Genomic DNA, 22345 nt, shown 5'->3' with positions numbered 1-22345 from the left:
GGGACCACCCGCCGTCGTCGCGTCCCCCGCATGCGGAGACGCGGCGCGCCCGCCGTCCGGTCAGGCGGCGCTGACCGCGGGCTCCGCAGCGCGCGCGATCCGCGGCTGGCGCCGCACCGTGCGCAGCATGTCGATGGTGAGGAGGACCAGGCCGAGCCAGACGAGCCCGAAGCCGATCCACCGCTCGAACGGCATCTCCTCGCCGAACACGAGCAGGGCCAGGAGGAACTGGATCACCGGGGCGAGGTACTGCAGCAGGCCGATGGTCGTCAGGGGCAGGCGGCGGGCTGCCGCTCCGAAGAAGATCAGGGGCACGGCCGTGATGATGCCGGAGGACGCCATGATCCAGAAGTGCGCGGTGCCCTCGGTGATCAGTGTCGCGGAGCCGGTGGAGCCGAGCCAGAGCATCACGGCGGCGGCGATCGGCGTGAGGACCGCCGTCTCGATGCTGAGGCTCGAGACGGCGTCCACCCGGGAGCCGACCTTCTTCTTGACGAAGCCGTAGATGCCGAAGGAGAACGCGAGAGTCAGGGCGATCCACGGCACCGACCCGTAGCCGACGGCGAGCACCACGACGGCGAGCAACCCCATGCCGATGGCGGTCCACTGGAGGGGCCGCAGCTTCTCGCGCAGCACCACCACGCCGATGAGCACCGAGACGATCGGGTTGATGAAGTAGCCGAGGGAGGCCTCGATGGCCTGACCGGAGGTGACGCCGTAGGTGTAGACGAACCAGTTGACGGCGATGAGCAGGGCGGCGACGGCGAGCGTGCCCACGATGCTCGGGGTGCGCAGTGCCGTGACGACCGGGCGCCATGACCGCATGGCCGTCAGCAGGAGGGCGCAGAAGACGAGGGACCAGAGAACGCGGTTCGCCACGATCTCGATGGGCCCGGCGGGCGCGAGGATCACGAAGAAGAGCGGGAGCAGGCCCCACAGGCCATAGGCGGCGGTGCCGAAGAGGATGCCGACGGAGTTCTCGCTCCTCGGCTGACGGCCGGACTGCACACCCGTAGTTCTCACGAGCAGCGGAACGGGCCGCCGCAGCGCTTTTATTCCCCGACGCCCGGCCACCCGACCCTGCACGGGTCCTCGATCACGCTGCGCGGCACCGCCGCCCGCCGTGTACCCCCGGACGAGACCTCCGCCACTCCTTGAACTCCGCGGGGCGTGCGCCATTTAGAATAAGGAACTGTGCGCTTATTCCGTGCACAGCTGTCGATCAGGATCATCTCCGCTCGAAAGAAGGCAATCCAGTGTCTACCTCAGCTGCGGCCCGGCCGCTGCGGGTCGCGATCATCGGCGCAGGTCCGGCCGGCGTGTACGCCGCCGACATCCTCACGAAGTCGAACGAGGTCAAGGACGGCGACTTCGCCGTGAGCATCGACCTCTTCGACCAGTACCCGGCGCCGTACGGGCTGATCCGCTACGGGGTTGCACCTGACCACCCGCGCATCAAGGGCATCGTCAACGCCCTGCACAAGGTCCTGGACCGCGGTGACATCCGGTTCCTCGGCAACATCAACTACGGCCGGGACCTCACCCTCTCCGACTTCCGCCGCTTCTACGACGCCGTGATCTTCGCGACGGGTGCCATCAAGGACGCCGATCTCAGCGTCCCCGGCGTCGAGCTCGAGGGTTCCTTCGGCGGCGCCGACTTCGTGTCCTGGTACGACGGCCACCCCGACGTCAGCCGGGACTGGCCGCTCGAGGCCAAGGAGATCGCGGTGATCGGCAACGGCAACGTGGCCCTCGACGTCGCGCGGATCCTCTCCAAGCACGCGGACGACCTGCTGTCCACGGAGATCCCCGACAACGTGTACCAGGGGCTGAAGGCCTCGCCCGTGACGGACGTGCACGTGTTCGGTCGCCGCGGACCGGCGCAGGTGAAGTTCACGCCCCTCGAGCTCCGCGAACTCTCGCACTCGCGCGACGTGGACATCGTCCTCTACCCGGAGGACTTCGACTTCGATGCCGGGTCCGAGGAGCAGATCGCCACCAACAACCAGACCAAGACGATGGTGAAGACGCTCACCAACTGGCTGGTCGAGGACGAGCCCACGGGCGCCTCCCGCCGGCTGCACCTCCACTTCCTGCACTCTCCCGTGGCGATCCACGACTCACCGGAGACGCCGGGCAAGGTGGCCGGGATGAGGTTCGAGCGCACCGAGCTCACGGGTGACGGATCCGTGCGCGGCACGGGCGAGATGATCGACTACCCGGTGCAGGCCGTCTACCGTGCCATCGGCTACTTCGGGTCCGAACTGCCCGAGGTCGGCTTCGACGAGAAGCGCGGGGTCATCCCCAACGAGGGCGGCCGCGTGATCGACGAGGAGGGCAACCACGTGCCCGGCATCTACGCGACCGGCTGGATCAAGCGCGGTCCGGTGGGCCTCATCGGGCACACGAAGGGTGACGCCCTGGAGACCATCGGCTATCTCCTCGAGGACAGGCTCAACCTCCCGCCGGCCGAGAACCCCTCCGAGGACGCGATCATCGACCTCCTCGAGGAGCGCGGCGTCCGCTACACCACCTGGGACGGCTGGCTGAAGCTGGACGCGCACGAGGCGAAGCTCGGCGCCAACTTCGTGAACACCTCGGGCAACGCCGAGGTGATCCGGGAGCGCGTGAAGCTCGTTCCCCGCGAGGACATGGTCGCCATTTCCCGCGGGGAGTAGCGCCGCTATGCTGTGACCTGTCCCACGTCGATCGTGGGACAGGTCATGAAGCGGAGTGCCGATGTCGCCGTCCCGAGCCGCCGTCGCGGATCTCTCGTCCGACGCGCTGCAACGCGGGGCGCTCGCCGCACACGAGGCCCTCGAGCACGGCGCCGACGTCGCGGGGAAGCTGCGCGGGGTGGTCCGGGAATCGTGGATGAGGTCGCTGACCTTCCACCCGCGGCCGGGCACCGCGCAGGCCGCCCTCTTCTGCTCCGAGGAGGAGCTCGAGGCCTACCGCCGTGGCCACCCGCTCGCCGCCGTCATGCCCGTCATCGACCGCCTGCTCGTCCAGCCGAGCCTCGAGGCGGGGATGCTCGTGGCCGTGGGCGACGAGAACGGGCGTCTGCTCTGGGTCGATGGTGACCGTGAGCTGCGACGCCGTGCCGAGGGCATGCTGTTCATGGCGGGTACCGACTGGTCCGAGGCGACCGTCGGTACGAGCGCCCCGGGAACGGCCCTCGCCCTCGGGCGGAGCGTGCAGATCGCAGGGGCGGAGCACTTCAATCCGGATGTCCGGCCCTGGAGCTGCACCGCCGTGCCGCTGCACGATCCCGACTCGGGCACCGTGCTCGGCGTCATCGACATCACCGGTGCCGGCGAGGCCGTCGCCCCCCACACGCTGGCGCTCGTGGAAGCGGCGGTGGCGGCAGCGCAGGCACACCTGAGCATCCACCGCTTGCAACGCAGGCTGGCGACGCCGAAGACCAGGCGCGCGTCGGTGCCACGGGCGGCGCTCTACCGGGACAGCCTGCAGGTTCTCGGCACGGATCACGGGATCCTGCACGCCGGTGTGGCCTCGCTCGAGCTGAGCCTCCGCCACGCCGAGCTGCTCGTGCTGCTGGCGCTGCATCCCGAAGGGCTCTCGGCGGACGAGCTCACCGTCATGGCCTACCCCGAGGGTGCCTCCGTCTCGACGGCGAGGGCCGAGATGCTGCGGCTCCGCAGGGTCCTCGCCGCGCACGGCGATGCCGTGGTGCCCGAATCGCGCCCGTACCGGCTGCGCTCCGACCTCGTGGTCGACGCCCTGCAGGTGCTCAACTACCTCCACCGTGGCGCGCACCGCATGGCCCTGGGCATCTACAGGGGGCCGGTCCTGCCGCGCTCGCAGGCACCGGCCATCGGTCGCCTCCGCCGCGAGGTGTCCACCCTCCTGCGCGACGCCGTCCTCAACGACGGCTCACCGGAGACGGTGTCCGACTACGTCGCCCTACCGGAAGCGGCGGACGACGTCGAGGCCTGGCACCTCGCGCTGCGGGTGCTGCCGGCCCGGTCACCGAAGCGCGCCGTCGTCGTCGCGCACCTGGAGCAGGTGGAGGCGGAGCTCGCTGCCTCTGCGTCACCTCATGTTTCCCGAAACTTTGTTGCTGAATTGCAATAAAACCGTCTCGCGGTGCCGGGCGGCAGACTACCGTTGACCATGGTGGCTGAGATGGTCACGTGGGCTCATATCCCGCGTGCAGCGGCCGCCATACACAGCAGGTCTACAAGGGGATTTCGTGACGCAGGTTGGACAGCACCAGGTAACACCGACGGTGCCCGCGAGGAACCGCGCCTCGCGCACGAAGATGAACGCGACGCTCGCCATGGTGGTCTGCTTCGTCGGTTTCCAGGGTGTGGTGCCGCAGTCCTGGGAGTCGGCATCCGCCGTCGGTCCCGACCGCACCCCGACCGTGACGCTGTCAGGCCTGGTCGACGACGCCCTCATCCCCACCGGAACCGTGGGCTCCTTCCTCCTCGTGCCTCTCGGGATCACGGACGCCGCAGCCGGCGCGGGTTCCGGTGCAGGGTCCAGCAACATCTCCACCACCTCGGTCCCGGCGAACCGCCCCGCCGAGGGCGCACTCTTCGCACCCCTCGACGTCCTGGTGCCCACCTCGCCATTCGGCTTCCGCACCAGCCCCATCACCGGTCAGGCGGGCGAGTTCCACACGGGCCAGGACTTCGCGGCTCCGTGCGGGACGCCGGTGTACGCGGCGGACGCCGGCACGGTCCGGGCCGTCGGCTGGCACCAGTGGGGCGGTGGCAACAGGGTCGAGGTGGATCACGGAAACGGTCTGATCACCAGTTACAACCACCTCGAAGCCATCTCGGTCTCCGTGGGGGACACCGTGGACGGCGGCGAACCCATCGCCACGCTCGGCACCACAGGCTCCTCGACGGGCTGCCACCTGCATTTCGAGACGATCCTCGACGGCGAACACGTCGACCCCGCGCGCTGGACGCTCGAGACGACCACGCACGGCGAGCGCAAGGGTGCGCTCGAGGACTACACGCCGGGGAAGGCCGATGTCTCGGACATCCCGGCCTGGGCGCAGTCGTCCACGCGGTCTGATCAGCAGCCTCCGGTCTCCGACGCACTGGCCGTCGGAGCGGGACGGCAGGAGTCACCGCTCGTCGCCGACGGTAGGGCCCAGAACGACGGGCTCGCGGACGGTGGGACGTCGCTGGGCGGCAACAGCCGTCCCGACGGCGGCAGCATCACTCCGCCGAACGGCGAGGGCTCCGACACGACGCCTGCGCCTCCGGGACCTCCCGCGACTCCGGGGCCGCCGACGCCTCCCGGACCGCCCGCACCTCCTGCGCCTCTCGAACCGCACGCGCCTCCGGCACCGCCGACGCCTCCGGCACCGCCGACGCCTCCGCCGCCCGGCACGAGCGACCCGGATCCCTCGTGCGACACCGACGACGACCAGACGCCAGAGGTGCCCGGCGAGGAAGCACCTGCGCAGCCGGGTGCCGCCGCGCCGGCGACCCCTGGTCCGACCGACCTGCAGGCCGCGTCGCCAACACCTGAGCCGGCTCCTGCGCCGACGCCGGGGATGACTCCTCCGCCGACACCGGGGCCTGAGGCTCCTCCTGCGTCGCCGGCGCCCGTCGAGGGTGAGCCTGCGCCGGGCGAGGAGGCGGATCCCGTGACACCACCGTGCGGCGATCCCGAGGACCCGACGGATCCCGCCACCCCGGCACCTGGTACTCCGGCACCTGGCACTCCGGCACCTGCTAGTCCGGCACCTGGCATCCCGGCAACCGGGACGCCGTCGCCGTCTGCTGTCCCATCGGCCGAGAGCACGTCCTCGCCCTCCTGATCCCGTGTCCGGCCGGCGTCGGCTTGCCCTACGTGCCGCGTACCCCGCCCCGCGAGGGATGCGCAGCGGTGACGATGCAACGTCGGTGCAACTTCCTTCCTCCTAGGCTGTGCACACGGACGACGACGTCCTGTACGCAGCGGATTCGAGGAGTTGGACAATGACTGTTTACGCCCAGCCAGGCCAGGACGGTTCGAAGGTCAGTTTCAAGCCGAGGTACGAGAATTGGATCGGCGGTGAGTGGGCGCCACCGATCAAGGGCCAGTACTTCGAGAACATCTCACCGGTGACGGGCAAGGCCTTCTGCGAGGTGGCACGCGGCACGGCCGAGGACATCGAGCTCGCCCTCGACGCCGCACACAAGGCCGCTCCCGCGTGGGGCAAGACCTCCGTGGCGGAGCGCGCATCCGTGCTCAACCGGATCGCGGACCGCATGGAGGAGAACCTCGAGCTGCTCGCGGTCGCCGAGACCTGGGACAACGGCAAGCCCGTCCGTGAGACCCTCGCCGCGGACATGCCGCTCGCCATCGACCACTTCCGCTACTTCGCCAGCGCCATCCGCGCCCAGGAGGGGCACCTGTCCCAGCTCGACGAGGACATGACGGCCTACCACTACCACGAGCCGCTCGGCGTCGTGGGGCAGATCATCCCGTGGAACTTCCCCATCCTCATGGCCACCTGGAAGCTCGCGCCCGCCATCGCTGCGGGTAACGCCGTGGTGCTGAAGCCCGCCGAGCAGACCCCGACGTCGATCCTGGTCCTGATGGAGCTGATCGGCGACATCCTGCCCGCGGGCGTGGTGAACGTGGTGAACGGGTTCGGTGTCGAGGCCGGCAAGCCGCTGGCCTCGAGCAAGCGCATCCGTAAGATCGCCTTCACCGGCGAGACGACCACGGGCCGGTTGATCAGCCAGTACGCGAGCCAGAACCTCATCCCGGTGACGCTCGAGCTCGGTGGCAAGAGCCCCAACATCTTCTTCTCCGACGTCGCCGACAGCAACGATTCCTTCTACGACAAGGCGCTCGAGGGCTTCGCGCTGTTCGCCCTCAACCAGGGCGAGGTCTGCACCTGCCCGTCGCGCGCGCTCGTGCAGGGCTCCATCTACGACTCCTTCATGAGCGACGCCATCGCCCGCGTGGAGAAGATGATCCAGGGCAACCCGCTGGACACCGATACGCAGGTGGGTGCGCAGGCCTCCAACGATCAGCTCGAGAAGATCCTCTCCTACATGGACATCGGCACGCAGGAGGGCGCGAAGATCCTGATCGGCGGTGAGCGCAACATGCTCGAAGGCGACCTCGCCGAGGGCTACTACGTGAAGCCGACCGTATTCGAGGGCACCAACAGCATGCGCGTGTTCCAGGAGGAGATCTTCGGGCCGGTGGTGTCCGTGACCCGCTTCAACGACTACGCCGAGGCCATGGAGATCGCGAACGACACCCTGTACGGACTCGGCGCCGGTGTGTGGTCGAGGAACGGCAACGTGGCCTACCGCGCAGGCCGTGAGATCCAGGCGGGGCGCGTGTGGGTGAACAACTACCACGCCTACCCGGCAGGAGCTGCGTTCGGCGGGTACAAGTCCTCGGGTATCGGCCGCGAGAACCACGCCATGATGCTCGACCACTACCAGCAGACCAAGAACCTCCTGGTCAGCTACTCGGAATCCAAGCTCGGGTTCTTCTAGGAGATGCGATGACCGTCGAAGCCTCGGTGACCATCCCGGGTGACACCTTCTCGCGGGTGGCGCTGACGGACAGCGCGGTGGAACTGCTGGACAGGCTCTGGCTCATCCACGGGCCGCTGATGTTCCACCAGTCGGGCGGGTGCTGCGACGGGTCCTCGCCCATGTGCTACCCGGCGGGGGAGTTCATCACGGCCGAGGCGGACGTGCTGCTCGGCGTCCTGGACGTCTCGGCGGGTGCGGAGGGCAGGGTCGCCGCACCCGCGGGGGAGGACGACGGCGAGCCGCGGCTCATCGAGTTCTGGATGTCCCGGGAGCAGTTCGAGTACTGGAGCCACACGCACCTGACGGTCGACGTGGTACTCGGACGCGGCAGCGGCTTCTCGGTCGAGGCACCGGAGGGCAAGCGGTTCCTCATCCGCTCACGCCTCATGGGCTGACCCGCGCACAGGTGAACAGGAAGGGGTCCGGCGATCGCCGGGTCCCTTCCTGCCTGCGCCGCGCAGCGGGTCCAGGTGCGCGGGACCCAGGAGCTGCTCAGTGGGTGTGGTGGCCGGGGTCGACGGCGAGGACGATCCCCAGCAGGTCGTTCAGGGCGTGCCCCAGCCGCGGGTCCACGAGCTCGTACCGCGTGCGCCGACCCTCCGGGACGGACACCACGAGTCCGCAGCCCCGCAGGCACGACAGGTGGTTGGAGAGACTCTGGCGGCTCACGCCCAGGGCGTCGGCCAGCTCGCTCGGGTAGGCGGGAGCCTCCGTCAGGGCCACGAGGATCCGTACGCGGGTGGGGTCCGAGAGGGCGGTGCCCACACGCCCCAGCACCGAGGTGGACGTCACGGTCTGCAGCATCAGTGGCTCAGCTCCGTCTCGTGCGGCACGTGACCCAGGGGCTCGATCTGGAAGGTGCAGTGGTCGATCCCCACCTCGAAGTGCTGACCCACGCACTCCTGCAACTGGTCGAGGACGGCGTGCGCCGAGCCGTCGCGGTAGCAGGCGTCGTCCACCACGATGTGCGCCGTGAGGACGGGCAGGCCGGTGGCGATCTGCGTGATGTGGAGATCGTGCACGTCGCGGACCTGCGGGAGGCGGGCGATGTGCGCGCGCACCTCCTCGAGATCGATGCCGGCGGGCGTGGACTCGAGCAGCACGTCGATGGTCTCGCGGAGGAGCTTCAGGGTGCGGGGGATGATCAGCGCCCCGATGAGCAGTGCCACCACGGCGTCGGCGCGCATCCAGCCCGTCAGCGTGATGACGACGGCGGCGACGATCACGGCCACGGACCCGAGGGCGTCGTTCAGCACCTCGAGGAAGGCGGCGCGGAGATTGAAGGTGGCGGTCCGGTGCCGGGCGAGGAGCCCGAGCGCCGCGAGGTTGCCGGCCAGGCCGATCACGCCGAAGACGATCATCTCGGGCGCCGCGACGACCTCCGGCGTGATGAGACGCCGCACTCCCTCGACGAGCACGTACGCGCCGACCGCCAGCAGGAACGCGGCCTGCAGGAGCGCGGCGATGACCTCCGCCCGGCGGAAACCCCAGGAGCGCCGGGCGGTGGCCGGCCGGACGGCGAGGGTCGCCGCGCCGAGGGCCATGGCGAGCCCCGCGGCGTCGGTGAGGACGTGCACCGAGTCGAAGAGCAGCGCGAGGCTCCCGGTCCACACGGCTCCGACGAGCTGCAGCGCGAAGACGCCGAGCGTGATGGCGAGGGCACCCGCCAGGGGCGCGCGCGGCGCCGTCGTCGAACCGTGGTGGTGATGCTGACCCATGACCCGATAGTACAGCGGAGCATGAACCGACGGGAGCGGCTTCTGTCGGCTCATCGCCTCCGGTCAGCGGTCGATCGTGGACATGTCCTCGTAGCGGTCCCCGACCGGGGCCTGGAGGGCGGTGAGCGAGGCGAGTTGCCCGGCGGAGAGGGCGAGGTCGGCCGCGGCGACGTTCTCCTCCAGGTACGCCACCTGCTTGGTCCCGGGGATCGGTGCGATGTCCTCGCCCTGCGCGAGGAGCCACGCGAGCGCCACCTGCCCGGGGGTGGCGCCGAGCTGCCGCGCTACGTGGTCCACCGCCTCGACGATCCGGATGTTGGCCTGGAGGTTCTCCCCGGCGAAGCGGGGATTGGTGCGCCTGAAATCCGACGCGTCCAGCTGCTCCACCGAGCGGATGGTGCCCGTGAGGAAGCCGCGGCCGAGCGGGGAGTAGGGCACGAAGCCGATGCCGAGTTCGCGCACGAGCGGCAGGATCTCCGCCTCGGGTTCGCGGCTCCACAGCGAGTACTCGGTCTGCAGGGCGGTGACCGGATGCACCGCGTGCGCCCGCCGGATGGTCGCGGGCGCCGCCTCGGACAGGCCGATGTGACGGATCTTCCCCTCCTCGACCAGGCCCGCGAGTGCGCCCATGGTGTCCTCGACCGGGACGGTGGGGTCCATGCGGTGCTGGTAGTAGAGATCGATGTGGTCGGTGCCGAGGCGCTTCAGGGAGCCGTCGACGGCGAGGCGGACGTTCTCCGGGCTGCCGTCGAGTCCGGGGGTGCCGCCCGCGATGTGTGAGATGGTGCCGAACTTCGTGGCGATCACGACGTCGTCGCGTCGGCCCGCGAAGGCGCGGCCCAGCAGCTGTTCGTTCGTGTAAGGGCCGTACATCTCGGCTGTGTCGAAGAAGGTCACCCCGAGGTCCACGGCGCGCTGCAGGGTCCGGAGGGCTCCGGCGTCGTCCGTGCCGGAGCCGGTGTAGAACGCGGACATGCCCATGCAGCCGAGGCCGAGCTGGGAGACGTCGAGGCCGGAGCCGAGGGTCAGGGTCTTCATGGGGGTGCGCCTCTCGATCGGGAACGGAACCGGTGCCAGACTACGACCGCATCCTCGGCGATGGCTGGGCGAAGAGCTCTTGTTGCACACCGTGCAAAATGATCGGTACGCTTGAGCGGTGCAGACAACCGAAACCGCCGAACCGCCCGGACGGCGTGAGCAGAACAAGATCGACACGCGACGAGCCATTGCCGACGCGGCGTTCGACCTCGCGCGGTCGGTGGGTCCAGGGAGTTTCACCGTGGACCAGATCGCGGAGCGGGCCGGCGTCTCCCGCCGCACCTTCTTCAACTACTTCCACAGCGCCGAGGATGCCCTCACGGTACGCATGGACGGTTTCATGGACACGGCCATCACGGTGTTCGACCAGGTCACCGATGAGCCCCTGTTCGACTCGATCATCCGTTCCTTCGCGGAGACCACGCGCATGGAAGGGCTCGGCCAGCACGGTGAGCTGTTCCGGATGGCCGAGCTGAACCCCGATCTGCTGCGTGCGCAGCTCCATGCCTGGGAGCGCGCGGAGGCGAGGATCGTCGAGGTACTCCGCCTGCGCCTCGGCCCTTCGGCCTCGGAGCTCTACCTGAGCGCACTGGTGGCGAGTGTGCTCGCCTGCACCAAGGCTGCGATGCGCGACTGGGCGTCCTCGACGACCGCCTTCGCCGGTGCGCCCGGCACCAGCACGTCCGACGACGCCTCGGGCGCCGACCTGGAGGACCGCATCCTCGGGACCCTCACCATGCTGCGGGACGGCTTCGCCGATCCCACGGCCGGACCCGTGAGACCCGACCGCCCTGCCTGACCGGCGACCGGCCCACACCGCTCGTCGAGGCTCCCACCACCGACCCACCACCTGCCCCATTCCCTTCGTGCGCTAGGACCCCCCATGGCTTTCCTGCTCTATCGGCTCGGCTCGTTCGCGTATCGCCGACGGTGGTGGGTGATCTCCGCGTGGCTGGCGATCATGCTGGCGGTCGGCGGTGCCGCCGTCGCGTTCTCGGGCACCCTCACCAACAACTTCACGATCCCCGGCACGGAATCGCAGCGCATCTCGGATCGGCTGCGTGAGGAACTGCCCGACGCCGTGGGAGGCACGGGCACCGTCGTGTTCACGGCGGAGGACGACGGTGGATTCACGCCGGAGCAGCGCGCCGCCGTGCAGTCCGCCCTGACCGAGGTCGCGGACCTCGACGGGGTCCGCGGCGTCGTGGATCCGTTCGCCGTCGCGGACCAGGTGGCGGGCGGCGAGCAGGAGCTCGTCGCGGGGCGTGCCGAGCTCGACGCGAGCGAGGCGGAGCTGACCGCCGGTGAGCAGCAGCTCGCCCAGGGACAGACGGACCTCGACGCACAGCGCCGCCAGTTCGAGCAGGCACGCGCGCAGCTCCCACCCGAGCAGGCGACGGCGACGGAGCAGCAGCTCGCCCAGGGGCAGGCGCAGCTGGACGCCACCAGGACCACGCTCGAGGACGGACGCGCGCAGCTCGAGTCCGGGCGCACGGAACTCGACCTGGCGCAGCGCCAGCTGGACGCCTCCTCCGGCGTGAAGCTGGTGTCCGACGACGGCACGGCCGCCGTTGCGAGCGTGCAGTTCGAGCAGCAGATCAACGGCGTGTCACCCGAGCTGCGGGAGTCGGTGCAGGAAGCGGCCGCGCAGGCGGAGTCCGCGGGCGTCGGCGTGGACTACAGCAAGGAGATCGTCGAGGACGTCTCCGGGATCGTCGGTGCCACCGAGGCCGTGGGCCTCGCCGTTGCCGCCGTCGTGCTGATCCTGATGCTCGGCACGCTGATCGCGGCGGGCCTGCCGCTGCTCATGGCGGTCATCGGCGTGGGTGTGGGCGTGGGCCTCACGTTCGCGCTCTCCGGCGTGATCGAGATGAACAGCATCTCCCCGGTGCTCGCCCTGATGCTCGGGCTCGCCGTCGGGATCGACTACTCCCTCTTCATCGTCAACCGCCACCGCACGCAGATGCTCCGCGGCATGGAGACGCGCGAGTCGATCGCCCGGGCCACCGGCACGGCGGGTAACGCCGTGCTCTTCGCCGGTATCACCGTGGTCGTGGCGCTCGCGGCCCTCGCCGTACCCGGGCTGCCGTTCCTCACCGTCATGGGCCTCTCGGCCGCCGGTACGGTGGCCGTCTCGGTGATCGTGGCGCTCACCCTCACCCCCGCGCTGCTCGCCGTCATGGGCCGGCGCGTCATCTCCAAGCGGCGCTGGGCCAGGGCCACGGGGAGCAAGCACTCCGCCGAGGTGCCGGTGGGCGGTGCGTCCGCGACCTCCGTCGCCGATGCCCGCGCAGCCAAGGGTGCCGGGTGGGGCGGGTTCGTCACCCGACTCCCCGTGCTCACGGTGCTGGCCGGCGTCCTCGTGCTCGGCGTGATCGCCGTCCCCGCCGCGCAGCTGCGCGTCGGGCTGCCCGACGGCGGCACGGAGCCGGCCGATTCCACGGCCTTCCAGGCCTACAGCACCATCGGCGAGAAGTTCGGGGAGGGAACCAACGGTCCGCTGATCGTCGTCGCCTCCTTGCCGGAGACGGGCGACGAGGCCGCCCGCACCGCCCTGCAGCTCGACGTCAACGACCTCCTCCGCGAGGTACCGGACGTCGCCGCGGCCGTTCCCGCCGCAGTCAGTGAGAACGGCCGCACGGCCATCTTCCAGGTGATCCCCGAGGAGGGTCCGGCGAGCGAGACGACCGAGAACCTGGTCCGGGACCTCCGCCAGGCCACGGACGAGATCGAGCAGCAGACCGGTGTCCCCATCGCGGTGACCGGGCAGACGGCCGCGAACATCGACGTCTCGGCGAAGCTGATGGAGGCCCTGCCGCTCTACCTCGGGATCGTCGTGGGGCTCTCGCTGATCCTGCTGCTGCTCGTCTTCCGCTCCATCCTCGTGCCCATCATCGCGACCGCCGGCTTCCTGCTCTCACTACTCGCGAGCTTCGGGGCCACCGTGGCCATCTACCAGTGGGGCTGGCTCGGTGACATCTTCGGTGTGACGAACCCGGGGCCCATCCTGAGCTTCCTGCCGATCATCCTCATCGGGGTGCTCTTCGGGCTCGCGATGGACTACCAGATGTTCCTGGTGTCCGGCATGCGTGAGGCCTACGTGCACGGCGATGACCCGAAGGCTGCCGTGCGCATCGGCTTCAGCCACGGCGCCCGCGTGGTGACCGCCGCGGCCATCATCATGGTCTCGGTCTTCGCGGGCTTCGTCTTCTCCCACCTCGCCATGGTGCGGCCCATCGGTTTCGGGCTCGCGTTCGGCGTGCTGCTCGACGCCTTCGTGGTGCGCATGACCCTCGTGCCCGCGGCCATGTACCTGCTGGGCAAGCATGCATGGTGGATCCCCGGGTGGCTGGAGAGGACCCTGCCCGACGTCGACGTCGAGGGTGCGCGTCTGGAGCGGGAGGAACCCGCCGGGCGCACCGTCGCGGAGGAACGGGAGCTCGCAGCCCGCTAGTCCCCGGTGAGGCGAAACTACGCCTGCAGGTCAGCCCCGGGCGATCAGGGGCGTGTACCTGAAGTGGTAGGAGTCCGCCGCCGCGATCGCCCGGGAGAGCGGCACGAAGGAGCAGCGGAACAGGAGCCCGACGTCGTCACCCGGCCCGGGCGTCCCGGACGCGCCCGTGACCACGTGGTCCCACCCGTTCCGGGACTCGTCCGTGCGTGCCTCGAAGAACACGCTGACCTGCTCACCGGGTGCGAAGTCGATGAGCATGTGGCCGGCCGCGAGTGCGCGCAGCGGGCCGTCGATCACGAGGCCCGTCTCCTCGAGCACCTCGCGGCGGGCGGCGGCGTCGAGGGACTCCCCGGGGTCCACGCCGCCGCCGGGCACCTGCGTGCCGGCCTCCGGATGGTCCACCTGGTCGAAGACCAGCACCTGGGTGTTCTCGCCCGCACCGCGGACCAGGTACACACCCACCCTGATGCGCGGTGTCGGGCGGCCGTCGTCGTGTGCGGAGTCCATCTCCCCAATCTAGGTCAGCCTGGAGACTCCGACGGCGGGGACTGCGGGTCGCGCGGGGACGGGAACGGCGGGTCGAGCGGCGGGCCGATCAAGGGCTGCTGTGTGAGCCACGAGCGGGCGGCGGTCTCGGCGTCGAAGTAGGCGACCGGGAACGGCGGCTCGTAGACCTCGAGGTACAACTCGGTCAGCGCCGGGTCCAGCACGGACGGCCCCAGGAGGGCGACGGCGGACAGCGACGCCCGCTGGGCGAAGTACGCCAGCGCGCCCTGACTCAGCAAGGCCATACCGTTCAGGAACATCAGCAGGTGCGCGCGGCGACCGGGAAGTGCGTGGTCGAGGGCCTCCGTGAGCGAGCGGCCGTCCGAGCTGCGGAGGACCAGCGAGGGCGACCAGCGGACACGCACGAGGGTACCGTCCTCGCACTCGATCGTGAAGCGCCGCTCCGGTGTATCCATCACCATCCCCGTCCCCTTGCACGAAGTGTAGTGACAGCACCTGACAGGCCCACGGCGGGCCTCCCATCGAAGGCATGAGCTCGCAACCGGTAAGCACCCGGTTCCCGCGATCACCTCAGCCCTGACGCCCGGTGATCGACCACCGGGCGTCAGGGCTGAGGTGAAGCAGTCACCAGGTCTGACCGCTCGCTGGGTTCCAGGGGCAGCTGAGCTCTCGGCGCGGCGGCGCGGCGGTCCTGCTCAAGGAAGGCCAGCCACGCGCGGGCCTCCTCGGTCCGGGCGAAGTAGCGCGTGCGGCTGCGGGACTGGGCGATGAACGCGGCCAGTACCCGGTCCACGGGGTCGCTGCCCGTGAGCGCGATCGGCCCCTCGTGGCGGTACGCGACGAGCATCTGGCGGGCCGCCGGTGTGATGTGCCGGATGAGATCGAGGTGGACGAGCATGGGACGCGACTGCCACCGCGGTGCGTGGGTGATCGTGTTCGCCAGGACGTCGAGCTCGGCCGGCCCGATCACGGACCCCGGCCGCCACACGACCTCTGCGATCCCGGCGTCCTGCGTGACCGTGAAGTCGTTCTCGATGTCGTCTCCCTCCTCGGTCCCCAGGCGTACGTGCGGTGTCTGCTGCAGTCTCGCACCGTCCAGCACCACGTGCCACCACCGCGATGCGCGCAGGTCCGACACGCGGAGTCGATGCGCCGGACGGTATGCGCCGACGTCGAGCGGCCCGGGGGACGATCATCAGTAGGCGTAGTGTTGATGACCTGCCCCGGCCCGTTCGGCGCGCGAGAGGGCGGAACGGCCGCACCCCCGAGGCATGGGGACGTATGGAGGAGGTGGGACGTGATCGATTTCGTGCGCGACAGGTTCGGTCAGATCCTGTTCGCGAGTTGGCAGCATTTCTCGCTCGTGGCGCAGTGCCTCGTGCTCGCCACGGTGCTGGCGGTGGTGGTTGCAGCCCTGGTGTACCGCAGTGCGGGGCTGACCGCGGCGGCGAACAGCGTCTCCGCGATCGGGCTGACCATCCCAGCGTTCGCACTGGTGGGTCTGCTGATCGCCCCGTTCGGCTTCGGTGTGCTCCCGGCCGTCATCGTGGTGGTCTTCTTCGCCACCCTGCCGATCCTTCGGAACGCGGTGGTGGGGCTCACGAGCATCGACGGCTCCGTGCTCGAGTCCGCCCGCGGCGTCGGGCTGAGCCGGTTCCAGACCCTGTGGCGCGTCGAGCTCCCCATGGCGTGGCCCGTCATCCTCGCGGGCGTGCGCGTCTCCGCCCAGATGGTGATGGGCATCGCCGCCATCACCGCCTACGTCCTCGGCCCCGGCCTCGGCGGCTTCATCTTCACCGGTCTGGCGCGCCTCGGCGGCGCCAACTCCCTCGAGTCCGTGGTCACCGGCACCGTTGCCGTAATCATCCTGGCTCTCGTCCTCGATCTCCTTCTCGTCGGCCTCAGCCGGCTCACCATCCCGCGAGGTATCCGTGTCTGACTCCCCCCGTACCCAGCCTTCACAGCAGGACCCCGCAGCGCAGGTCTCCGGAGCGAGCATCCTGCTCGACAAGGTGACCAAGCGCTACCCCGGCCAGGAGAAGGCCGCCGTGGACGGCCTGACCCTCGAGATCCCCGCCGGGAAGATCGTGATGCTCGTCGGTCCGTCCGGATGCGGCAAGACCACCACCTTGAAGATGATCAACCGGCTCATCGAGCCCACCGAGGGTCGGATCGTCCTCGACGGCGACGACGTCACCGGCATCAACGCGGACACCCTGCGGCGTCGCATCGGCTACGTGGTCCAGGCCGGCGGACTGTTCCCGCACATGACCGTCGCCGCGAACATCGCGATCGTTCCGAAGATGCTCGGCTGGAGCAAGGAGAGGGTCACCGCCCGCGTGGACGAACTCCTCGAGCTCGTCTCGCTCGAGCCTGCCGAGTACCGTGACCGATTCCCGCGGGAGCTCTCCGGCGGCCAGCAGCAGCGCGTCGGCGTGGCCCGCGCCCTCGCCGCGGACCCGCCGGTGCTCCTGATGGACGAACCCTTCGGCGCCGTGGACCCCATCACGCGGGTACGCCTGCAGGACGAGCTCATCAGCATCCAGCGCGAGGTCCAGAAGACCATCGTCTGCGTCACGCACGACTTCGACGAGGCCGTGAAGCTCGGTGACTGGATCGCGATCTTCACCGAGGGTGCGCAGCTCGTGCAGTACGACACCCCCGAGCGGATCCTCGCGGAGCCCGCGAACGAGTTCGTCGAGAATTTCATCGGCTCCGGCGCCGGGCTGAAGCAGCTCACCCTGACCCGCGTCAACGAGGTGGACCTGCAGGCTGCCGTGACCGCGAAACCGGGGGCGCTGACCACGGACGTCCTCTCACGGCTCGACGCCGAGGGGCACGACCACGCGGTGATCCTCGACGATCGCGATCGACCGATCCAGTGGCTCTCGCGGCGGCAGCTCGCCCGCCTGGAACGCGTCCCCGAGACGCGCGATCACCGGCTTCCCGTGGTCGGCGAGCGCGCCACGCTGAACGACGCCCTCGACATCATGCTGGTCTCCTCGGTGGGTGCCTCGCTCGTGACCGGCTCCCGCGACCGCTTCCTCGGCGTGATCGACGTCGAGACGGTCATGGTGGCCATGAGCCAGGCACACGCCCGGGCGAGGACCTCCCACGCGGAGGGTCGTCCGGTGGGCATCAACACGAGCGGCATGGCCGCCGTGGACCTCTCCGCCGATGACGCCGGATCCCTCCAGACGGCCGGGAAGGTCACCGACGATGAGTGAGGCATCGACCGGCGGTGGCCCACAGGTCGCCGCGGACGTCCCGCGTGCGCCACAGCCACCGATCGACGGCGTCCGCCGGCAATCTTGGCGCGCGCTCGTCCTCCAGCTCACGGCGATCCTCATCGCGCTCAGCCTGCTGGCCGTGTGGTTGCTGACGGCGGAGCTCACGCCGACCGAGCAGACCACGCTCAGCCCCGCCGCGATCCTCGGGTACGCCCGGGAGCATCTGGCACTGACCCTCCTCGCAGCGCTGATCGTCCTTGTGATCGCGATCCCCCTCGGGATACTCCTCACGCGCGGACCCTTCCGACGCGTGTCCGGTCCCATCCTCGCCGTCGTCAACATCGGGCAGGCGGCGCCCGCCATCGGCCTCGTGGTGCTGCTCGCGGCATGGCTGGGGTTCGGTTTCCGGGCCGCCGTCGTCGCGCTCGTCCTGTACGGGCTCCTGCCGGTGCTGCGGAACACCATGGTGGGGCTCAACCAGGTGGACGAACGGCTCGTCGAGGCCGGGCGCGGGATGGGCATGAGTGCCGCGGCCGTGTTGTTCAGGGTGGAGCTTCCCTTGGCCGTACCCATCATGCTCGCGGGCATTCGCACGGCGTTGGTGCTTCTCGTCGGCACGGCCGCGCTCTCCACGTTCATCAACGGCGGCGGCCTCGGCATCCTCATCACCACGGGCGTGAACCTGAGCCTCTCCCGCGTGCTCATCGCGGGGGCGGTGTTCGTCGCGCTGCTGGCGCTGCTCGTCGACTGGGCGGGCCGCGTCGTCGAACTCGTCGCGCGACCGAAGGGACTCTCGTGAGCACCAGGAACCATCACCGTCCGGGCACCACGGTGGCGAGACGCCGCCGCCGGGTCCGCGGGCTCGCGGCGTGCGCCGGAGCCGCCGTCGTTCTGTCCGCCGTGTCCGCATGCGGGCTGCAGCCCGCCACGTCCTACGTGCCCGACGCCGGGCCGGGCTCCATCCGCCCCATCGAGGGCGCTGCCGGCGCCGAACTGACGGTCACGTCGAAGAACTTCACGGAGCAGCTGATCCTCGGGAAGATCTCCGTGCTGGCGGCGCAGGCCGCGGGGTTCGAGGTCACCGATCTCACCAACGCACCGGGTTCGCAGCCGGTGCGCGATCTGATGGTGGCCGGCGAGGCCGATGTCACGTGGGAGTACACGGGTACCGCCTGGCTCGCTTTCCTCGGTCAGGCGGCCGGGATCCCCGATCAGGAGGAGCAGTACGTGGCCGTCCGCGACGCCGATGTCGTCAACGGCCTCATCTGGGGCGAGCCCGCGCCGCTGAACAACACCTATGCCATGGCCGTGCGCAGCGAGGCCGTCGAGGAGCTCGGCGGCATCACCGCGATGTCGCAGCTCGCGGAGCTGCCGCCCGAGGAGCGCACCTTCTGCGTGGAGGCCGAGTTCAACTCGCGCGCCGACGGTATGTCACCCATGCTGGCGCACTACGGGCTGGAGCGCGGAGCGGCGACGGGCGTGCCGGACGAGAACATCGGCATCTACGAGACCGGCGCCATCTACGGGGCCACGGACACGGGCGCCTGCAACTTCGGCGAGGTCTTCGCGACGGACGGGCGGATCGACGCGCTGGGGCTGACCATCCTCGAGGACGATCTCGGCTTCTTCCCCGCGTACAACGCCGCCCCGGTGTTCTTCGCTGAGACGCTGCAGCGCTACCCGGAGCTCGAGGGCGTTTTCGCGCAGGTGGCGCCCACCCTCACCGATGAGGCGCTCCGCGAGCTGAACCTCAGGGTCGACGTCGAGGGCGAGGAACCTGCGGACGTCGCCTTCGAGTTCATGGTGGAGAACGGCTTCATCACCGCGCCCTGAGCCTGATCCCCGGGAACGAGTCATCGTCACCGGGGGCTGTCTCGCGCAGCGGCCGCCGTTCCGGGCGTCCTGTCCGGAGCTGAGCATCGTGAGCAGGGAAGGACGAAGGATCAGCCCGTTGGTTCCACATCGGTCTCGGGGAGGCAGCGGCGCGCCGTGCACGCAAGGACGCCGCCGACCGTCCGGAGGGCGATCCCGGCGAACGGCCCGACGAGTGGAAGGCTTCCGATGGTCCGCTGCCGTCGGGACGATCGCAGGACGTGGACCCGGACGAGTGACAGGCCGGGTGCACGCGAACCGACCACCGTCACGAGCTGACGGCACGCTCCAGGCTCCAGCTGGCGAGGAACGGGAGCTTCCGTGCGGTGTCGGAGTCGGGCTGCGCGGTGTAGACCACGATCACCTGGTCCACGGCGCGGGGCGGTAGGACGGTCTCGATGTCGAACGAGAGCTCGCCGACGATCGGGTGCAGGATGCGCTTCGCCGCGGAGGCGTAGTCCTGGACCCCGTGATCGTCCCACCAGCGCGCGGCGTCGGGGTCGGCGCCGGTGAGGTCGTCGATCAGCGCGATCAGCGCTGCATCCTCGGGATGCCGGCCCAGCTCGCCGCGCAGAGCCGCCATGGTGGTGGCCGCGAAGTGTTCCCAGTTGACGATGCGCTCGCGCGCCATCGGGTCGAAGAACATGAACCGGGCCAGGGACGACGACGGCGGGAAGTCCCGCAGTACCGCGGTGAGGAGTGCGTTGGTCGCGAGTATCTCGCTGCGCCGCCCGAGGACGAAGGCGGGGACGTCGTCGAGCGCGGTCAGGAGCCGCAGCAGGCCGGGGTCCGCCTTCTGCTCCGCGGCGACCGCGGGCCGCGCACGGATCGACGGGTCCGCGAGCGTGTACAGGTGCGTCCGCTCGACGTCGTCGAGGCGGAGGGCCCGGGCCAGCGCGTCGAGGACGCTCCGCGAGATGTTCGCCTGCCGCCCCTGTTCGAGGCGGCTGTAGTAGTCGGCGCTGACGCCGGCGAGCACGGCCAGCTCCTCCTTGCGCAGCCCCGGCACGCGCCGCGGGCCGGGGAAGGCCTGAATCCCGGCCTCGGCCGGCGTCAGGGCGTCGCGTCGCGAGCGGAGGAACGCTCCGAGCTGCTGGCGGTTGGCGGGCATGCCTCCACTGTAGGAGTTCGCCCGGCGTCCAGGGTGGCCCTGCCATGCCCCGGTCCGCCCTGATCTGGTGGCGCCCCTCGTAGGAGTTTAGAACTGGAGCATGACACCATCACCGCTCGCCACCACCCCCCTCGCCGGCCGCACCGCCCTCGTGACCGGCTCCACCAGCGGCATCGGCGCCGCGATCGCCCGCACCCTCGCAGCGGCAGGCGCCGTCGTCCTCGTTACCGGGCGCGACGCCGCGCGCGGCCAGGGCGTCGTCGCGAGCATCACGGACGACGGCGGAGAGGCCCGCTTCCTCGCCGTCGACCTCGGCGCGGACTACCCGGCCCTCCGGAGCTTCGCGGCGGATGCGACCGCGCTGCTCGGCGGACGCATCGACATCCTGGTCAACAACGCAGGCATCTACCCGGCCACACCGACCGCCGACCTCGCCGACGCGGACCTCGACGCCATGCTCGCCGTCAACCTCCGCGCACCCCACGTCCTCGCGGCGGAGCTCCTCCCCGCCATGGTCGCGGCCGGCGGTGGAGCCGTGGTCAACGTCGGCTCCTGGATGGGCTCCGTGGGCAACCCGTTCGCCGCCGTGTACACGGCCACGAAGGCCGCCGTGGAGCAGCTCACCCGCTCCTGGGCCGCCGAGTTCGGCCCGCGCGGGGTCAGGGTCAACACCGTCTCGCCCGGAGTCACCCTGACGCCGGGTAACGAAGCCGCCGCCATGGTCCTCGACGCGATGGCCGCCACCACACCGGCCGGCGTGGTGGTGCAGCCGGAGGACATCGCCGAGGGCGTGCTCTTCCTCGTCTCCGACGCGTCCCGCATGATGCAGGGGAGCGTTCTCGCGATCGACGGCGGTATCTCGTCGACGCGGTTGGGCTGACCCATGGGAACCAGGACAGGAACACGATGAGCGCCTTCACCTCACCCTTCACGGCGGAGAGCACGGCGCTCGACGTCGTCGCTGACGTCGACCTCGGTGGCCGGTCGGCGGTGGTGACCGGCGCCGCGTCCGGCATCGGCGTCGAGACCGCGCGCGCTCTCGCCCATGCCGGGGCGCAGGTGACCCTCGCCGTCCGGGACCTCGACGCCGGGGCGCGTACGGCGGACGACATCCGCGCGACCGTGCCGGGCGCCGTCGTGCAGGTGGGGAGGCTCGATCTCGCCGACCCCGCGTCCGTGCGGACCTTCGCCGACGCGTGGACGGGCCCGCTGCACCTGCTCGTGAACAATGCGGGCATCATGATGACGCCGGAGCTCCGGACGGCGCAGGGCTGGGAACTGCAGTTCGCGACGAACCACCTCGGGCACCTCGCGCTCGCGCTGCACCTCCACCGGGCGCTCGTTGCTGCCAACGGGGCGCGGATCGTGTCGGTCAGTTCCAGCGGTCACGGGAACTCCGACATCGTGTACGGGGACCTGTTCTTCGACCGCCGGCCGTACGACGCCGGTCAGGCCTACGGGCAGTCGAAGACGGCGAACGTCCTGTTCGCCGTCGAGGCCACCCGGCGGTGGGCGGAGGACGGCATCACCGCCAACGCCCTCATGCCCGGCGGCATCTGGACCAATCTGCAGCGCCACTGGGATCCCGACGTCCTCGCCGCGGTGAAGGCGCAGTCCGCCGCCGCTGGGTTCACCGGCAAGACCCCCGCTCAGGGCGCGGCCACCTCGGTGTTCGCGGCCACCTCACCCCTGCTCGACGGCGTGGGCGGGCTGTACCTGGAGGACTGCCGGCAGGCGGAGACGGTCCCGGCGATCGTCGACGGCCTGTACGGCGTGCGGCCCTACGCGCTGGACCCCGTGAACGCGGAGCGGCTGTGGGACGTGTCGATCGGGCTGCTGGACGGCGTCTGAGCAGCCAGACGCAGGAAGGGGCGGACCCATGC

At 70.2% G+C, this 22345-nt stretch carries 21 protein-coding genes; 13 read left to right on the top strand and 8 right to left on the bottom strand.

Annotated elements, in window-relative coordinates:
• Positions 1-60: 60 nt before the first annotated feature.
• A complete protein-coding gene (gene rarD / locus AC4D16_RS06320) occupies positions 61-1023 on the bottom strand; it encodes an EamA family transporter RarD (protein ID WP_490948231.1) in 963 nt (320 codons plus the stop codon).
• Positions 1024-1256: 233 nt separating this feature from the next.
• On the opposite strand from rarD, the gene AC4D16_RS06315 reads away from it, so the two are divergent.
• From AC4D16_RS06315 to AC4D16_RS06295, 5 genes are all read left to right on the top strand, one after another.
• A complete protein-coding gene (locus AC4D16_RS06315) occupies positions 1257-2678 on the top strand; it encodes an FAD-dependent oxidoreductase (protein ID WP_490954324.1) in 1422 nt (473 codons plus the stop codon).
• A 61-nt stretch (positions 2679-2739) separates the two neighbouring features.
• A complete protein-coding gene (locus tag AC4D16_RS06310) occupies positions 2740-4098 on the top strand; it encodes a GAF domain-containing protein (RefSeq protein WP_490954323.1) in 1359 nt (452 codons plus the stop codon).
• 118 nt (positions 4099-4216) lie between these two features.
• Positions 4217-5806, top strand: coding sequence for a M23 family metallopeptidase (locus tag AC4D16_RS06305; protein WP_490954322.1), 1590 nt, complete (start codon positions 4217-4219; stop codon positions 5804-5806).
• Positions 5807-5966: 160 nt separating this feature from the next.
• A complete protein-coding gene (exaC, locus tag AC4D16_RS06300; protein WP_490954321.1) occupies positions 5967-7490 on the top strand; it encodes an acetaldehyde dehydrogenase ExaC in 1524 nt (507 codons plus the stop codon).
• 8 nt (positions 7491-7498) lie between these two features.
• Entirely contained in the window at positions 7499-7927 is a 429-nt protein-coding gene (locus AC4D16_RS06295) for a DUF779 domain-containing protein (RefSeq protein WP_490954320.1), read from the top strand.
• Between the two features lie 97 nt (positions 7928-8024).
• Here AC4D16_RS06295 and AC4D16_RS06290 read toward each other — a convergent pair whose 3' ends face one another.
• The 3 genes from AC4D16_RS06290 to AC4D16_RS06280 all read right to left on the bottom strand — a co-directional run bounded on the left by AC4D16_RS06290 (position 8025) and on the right by AC4D16_RS06280 (position 10288).
• On the bottom strand, positions 8025-8336 hold the full coding sequence (locus AC4D16_RS06290) for an ArsR/SmtB family transcription factor (RefSeq protein WP_490948237.1): 312 nt from the start codon (positions 8334-8336) through the stop codon (positions 8025-8027).
• Complete coding sequence (locus tag AC4D16_RS06285; RefSeq protein WP_490948238.1) at positions 8336-9250, bottom strand: cation diffusion facilitator family transporter; 915 nt, start codon at positions 9248-9250, stop codon at positions 8336-8338. Before AC4D16_RS06285 ends, AC4D16_RS06290 begins: the two co-directional genes overlap by 1 nt.
• Before the next feature lie 63 nt (positions 9251-9313).
• The gene (locus AC4D16_RS06280) at positions 9314-10288 is read right to left on the bottom strand and encodes an aldo/keto reductase (protein ID WP_490954319.1); all 975 of its coding nucleotides are present in this window, start codon (positions 10286-10288) and stop codon (positions 9314-9316) included.
• A gap of 118 nt (positions 10289-10406) precedes the next feature.
• Here AC4D16_RS06280 and AC4D16_RS06275 point away from each other — a divergent pair, with 118 nt between their 5' ends.
• Positions 10407-11087, top strand: coding sequence for a TetR/AcrR family transcriptional regulator (locus tag AC4D16_RS06275; protein ID WP_490954318.1), 681 nt, complete (start codon positions 10407-10409; stop codon positions 11085-11087).
• Between the two features lie 84 nt (positions 11088-11171).
• Entirely contained in the window at positions 11172-13742 is a 2571-nt protein-coding gene (locus AC4D16_RS06270) for an MMPL family transporter (RefSeq protein WP_490954317.1), read from the top strand.
• Positions 13743-13772: 30 nt separating this feature from the next.
• Here AC4D16_RS06270 and AC4D16_RS06265 read toward each other — a convergent pair whose 3' ends face one another.
• From AC4D16_RS06265 to AC4D16_RS06255, 3 genes are all read right to left on the bottom strand, one after another.
• Entirely contained in the window at positions 13773-14249 is a 477-nt protein-coding gene (locus AC4D16_RS06265) for an NUDIX domain-containing protein (protein WP_490954316.1), read from the bottom strand.
• Positions 14250-14263: 14 nt separating this feature from the next.
• Positions 14264-14710, bottom strand: coding sequence for a DUF7793 family protein (locus tag AC4D16_RS06260; RefSeq protein ID WP_490954315.1), 447 nt, complete (start codon positions 14708-14710; stop codon positions 14264-14266).
• A 143-nt stretch (positions 14711-14853) separates the two neighbouring features.
• Entirely contained in the window at positions 14854-15387 is a 534-nt protein-coding gene (locus AC4D16_RS06255) for a hypothetical protein (protein ID WP_490948244.1), read from the bottom strand.
• 159 nt (positions 15388-15546) lie between these two features.
• On the opposite strand from AC4D16_RS06255, the gene AC4D16_RS06250 reads away from it, so the two are divergent.
• Genes AC4D16_RS06250 through AC4D16_RS06235 form a run of 4 tightly spaced genes read left to right on the top strand, consistent with a single transcriptional unit; the run spans position 15547 to position 19312 of the window.
• On the top strand, positions 15547-16188 hold the full coding sequence (locus AC4D16_RS06250; RefSeq protein WP_490954314.1) for an ABC transporter permease: 642 nt from the start codon (positions 15547-15549) through the stop codon (positions 16186-16188).
• The gene (locus tag AC4D16_RS06245) at positions 16181-17476 is read left to right on the top strand and encodes an ATP-binding cassette domain-containing protein (RefSeq protein ID WP_490954313.1); all 1296 of its coding nucleotides are present in this window, start codon (positions 16181-16183) and stop codon (positions 17474-17476) included. Before AC4D16_RS06250 ends, AC4D16_RS06245 begins: the two co-directional genes overlap by 8 nt.
• Positions 17469-18278, top strand: a complete 810-nt coding sequence (locus AC4D16_RS06240; RefSeq protein WP_490948247.1) for an ABC transporter permease — start codon at positions 17469-17471, stop codon at positions 18276-18278. Before AC4D16_RS06245 ends, AC4D16_RS06240 begins: the two co-directional genes overlap by 8 nt.
• Complete coding sequence (locus AC4D16_RS06235) at positions 18275-19312, top strand: glycine betaine ABC transporter substrate-binding protein (RefSeq protein ID WP_490954312.1); 1038 nt, start codon at positions 18275-18277, stop codon at positions 19310-19312. Before AC4D16_RS06240 ends, AC4D16_RS06235 begins: the two co-directional genes overlap by 4 nt.
• Before the next feature lie 307 nt (positions 19313-19619).
• Here the strand turns inward: AC4D16_RS06235 and AC4D16_RS06230 are convergent, their stop codons facing one another.
• Positions 19620-20462 (bottom strand): helix-turn-helix transcriptional regulator, encoded by an 843-nt coding sequence (locus tag AC4D16_RS06230; RefSeq protein WP_490954311.1) that lies wholly within the window; start codon positions 20460-20462, stop codon positions 19620-19622.
• A gap of 100 nt (positions 20463-20562) precedes the next feature.
• Here AC4D16_RS06230 and AC4D16_RS06225 point away from each other — a divergent pair, with 100 nt between their 5' ends.
• Both AC4D16_RS06225 and AC4D16_RS06220 read left to right on the top strand, forming a co-directional pair.
• Positions 20563-21342, top strand: coding sequence for an SDR family NAD(P)-dependent oxidoreductase (locus AC4D16_RS06225; protein ID WP_490954310.1), 780 nt, complete (start codon positions 20563-20565; stop codon positions 21340-21342).
• A 26-nt stretch (positions 21343-21368) separates the two neighbouring features.
• Positions 21369-22313 (top strand): SDR family NAD(P)-dependent oxidoreductase, encoded by a 945-nt coding sequence (locus tag AC4D16_RS06220; protein ID WP_490954309.1) that lies wholly within the window; start codon positions 21369-21371, stop codon positions 22311-22313.
• The last annotated feature ends 32 nt before the right edge of the window (positions 22314-22345 follow it).

This window comes from Arthrobacter sp. TJ-236 (assembly GCF_058269235.1).
The sequence above is the reverse complement of the archived record's forward strand: the minus strand, read 5'-3'. Positions and strand labels throughout refer to the sequence as shown.

Coding starts and splice junctions, on each gene's coding strand:
- AC4D16_RS06280 (WP_490954319.1), bottom strand. CDS start 10,288: ATGAAGACCCTGACCCTCGGCTCCGGCCTCGACGTCTCCCAGCTCGGC.
- AC4D16_RS06230 (WP_490954311.1), bottom strand. CDS start 20,462: ATGCCCGCCAACCGCCAGCAGCTCGGAGCGTTCCTCCGCTCGCGACGC.
- AC4D16_RS06290 (WP_490948237.1), bottom strand. CDS start 8,336: ATGCTGCAGACCGTGACGTCCACCTCGGTGCTGGGGCGTGTGGGCACC.
- AC4D16_RS06265 (WP_490954316.1), bottom strand. CDS start 14,249: ATGGACTCCGCACACGACGACGGCCGCCCGACACCGCGCATCAGGGTG.
- AC4D16_RS06270 (WP_490954317.1), top strand. CDS start 11,172: ATGGCTTTCCTGCTCTATCGGCTCGGCTCGTTCGCGTATCGCCGACGG.
- AC4D16_RS06225 (WP_490954310.1), top strand. CDS start 20,563: ATGACACCATCACCGCTCGCCACCACCCCCCTCGCCGGCCGCACCGCC.
- AC4D16_RS06260 (WP_490954315.1), bottom strand. CDS start 14,710: ATGGTGATGGATACACCGGAGCGGCGCTTCACGATCGAGTGCGAGGAC.
- AC4D16_RS06295 (WP_490954320.1), top strand. CDS start 7,499: ATGACCGTCGAAGCCTCGGTGACCATCCCGGGTGACACCTTCTCGCGG.
- exaC (WP_490954321.1), top strand. CDS start 5,967: ATGACTGTTTACGCCCAGCCAGGCCAGGACGGTTCGAAGGTCAGTTTC.
- AC4D16_RS06285 (WP_490948238.1), bottom strand. CDS start 9,250: ATGGGTCAGCATCACCACCACGGTTCGACGACGGCGCCGCGCGCGCCC.
- AC4D16_RS06310 (WP_490954323.1), top strand. CDS start 2,740: ATGTCGCCGTCCCGAGCCGCCGTCGCGGATCTCTCGTCCGACGCGCTG.
- AC4D16_RS06220 (WP_490954309.1), top strand. CDS start 21,369: ATGAGCGCCTTCACCTCACCCTTCACGGCGGAGAGCACGGCGCTCGAC.
- AC4D16_RS06240 (WP_490948247.1), top strand. CDS start 17,469: ATGAGTGAGGCATCGACCGGCGGTGGCCCACAGGTCGCCGCGGACGTC.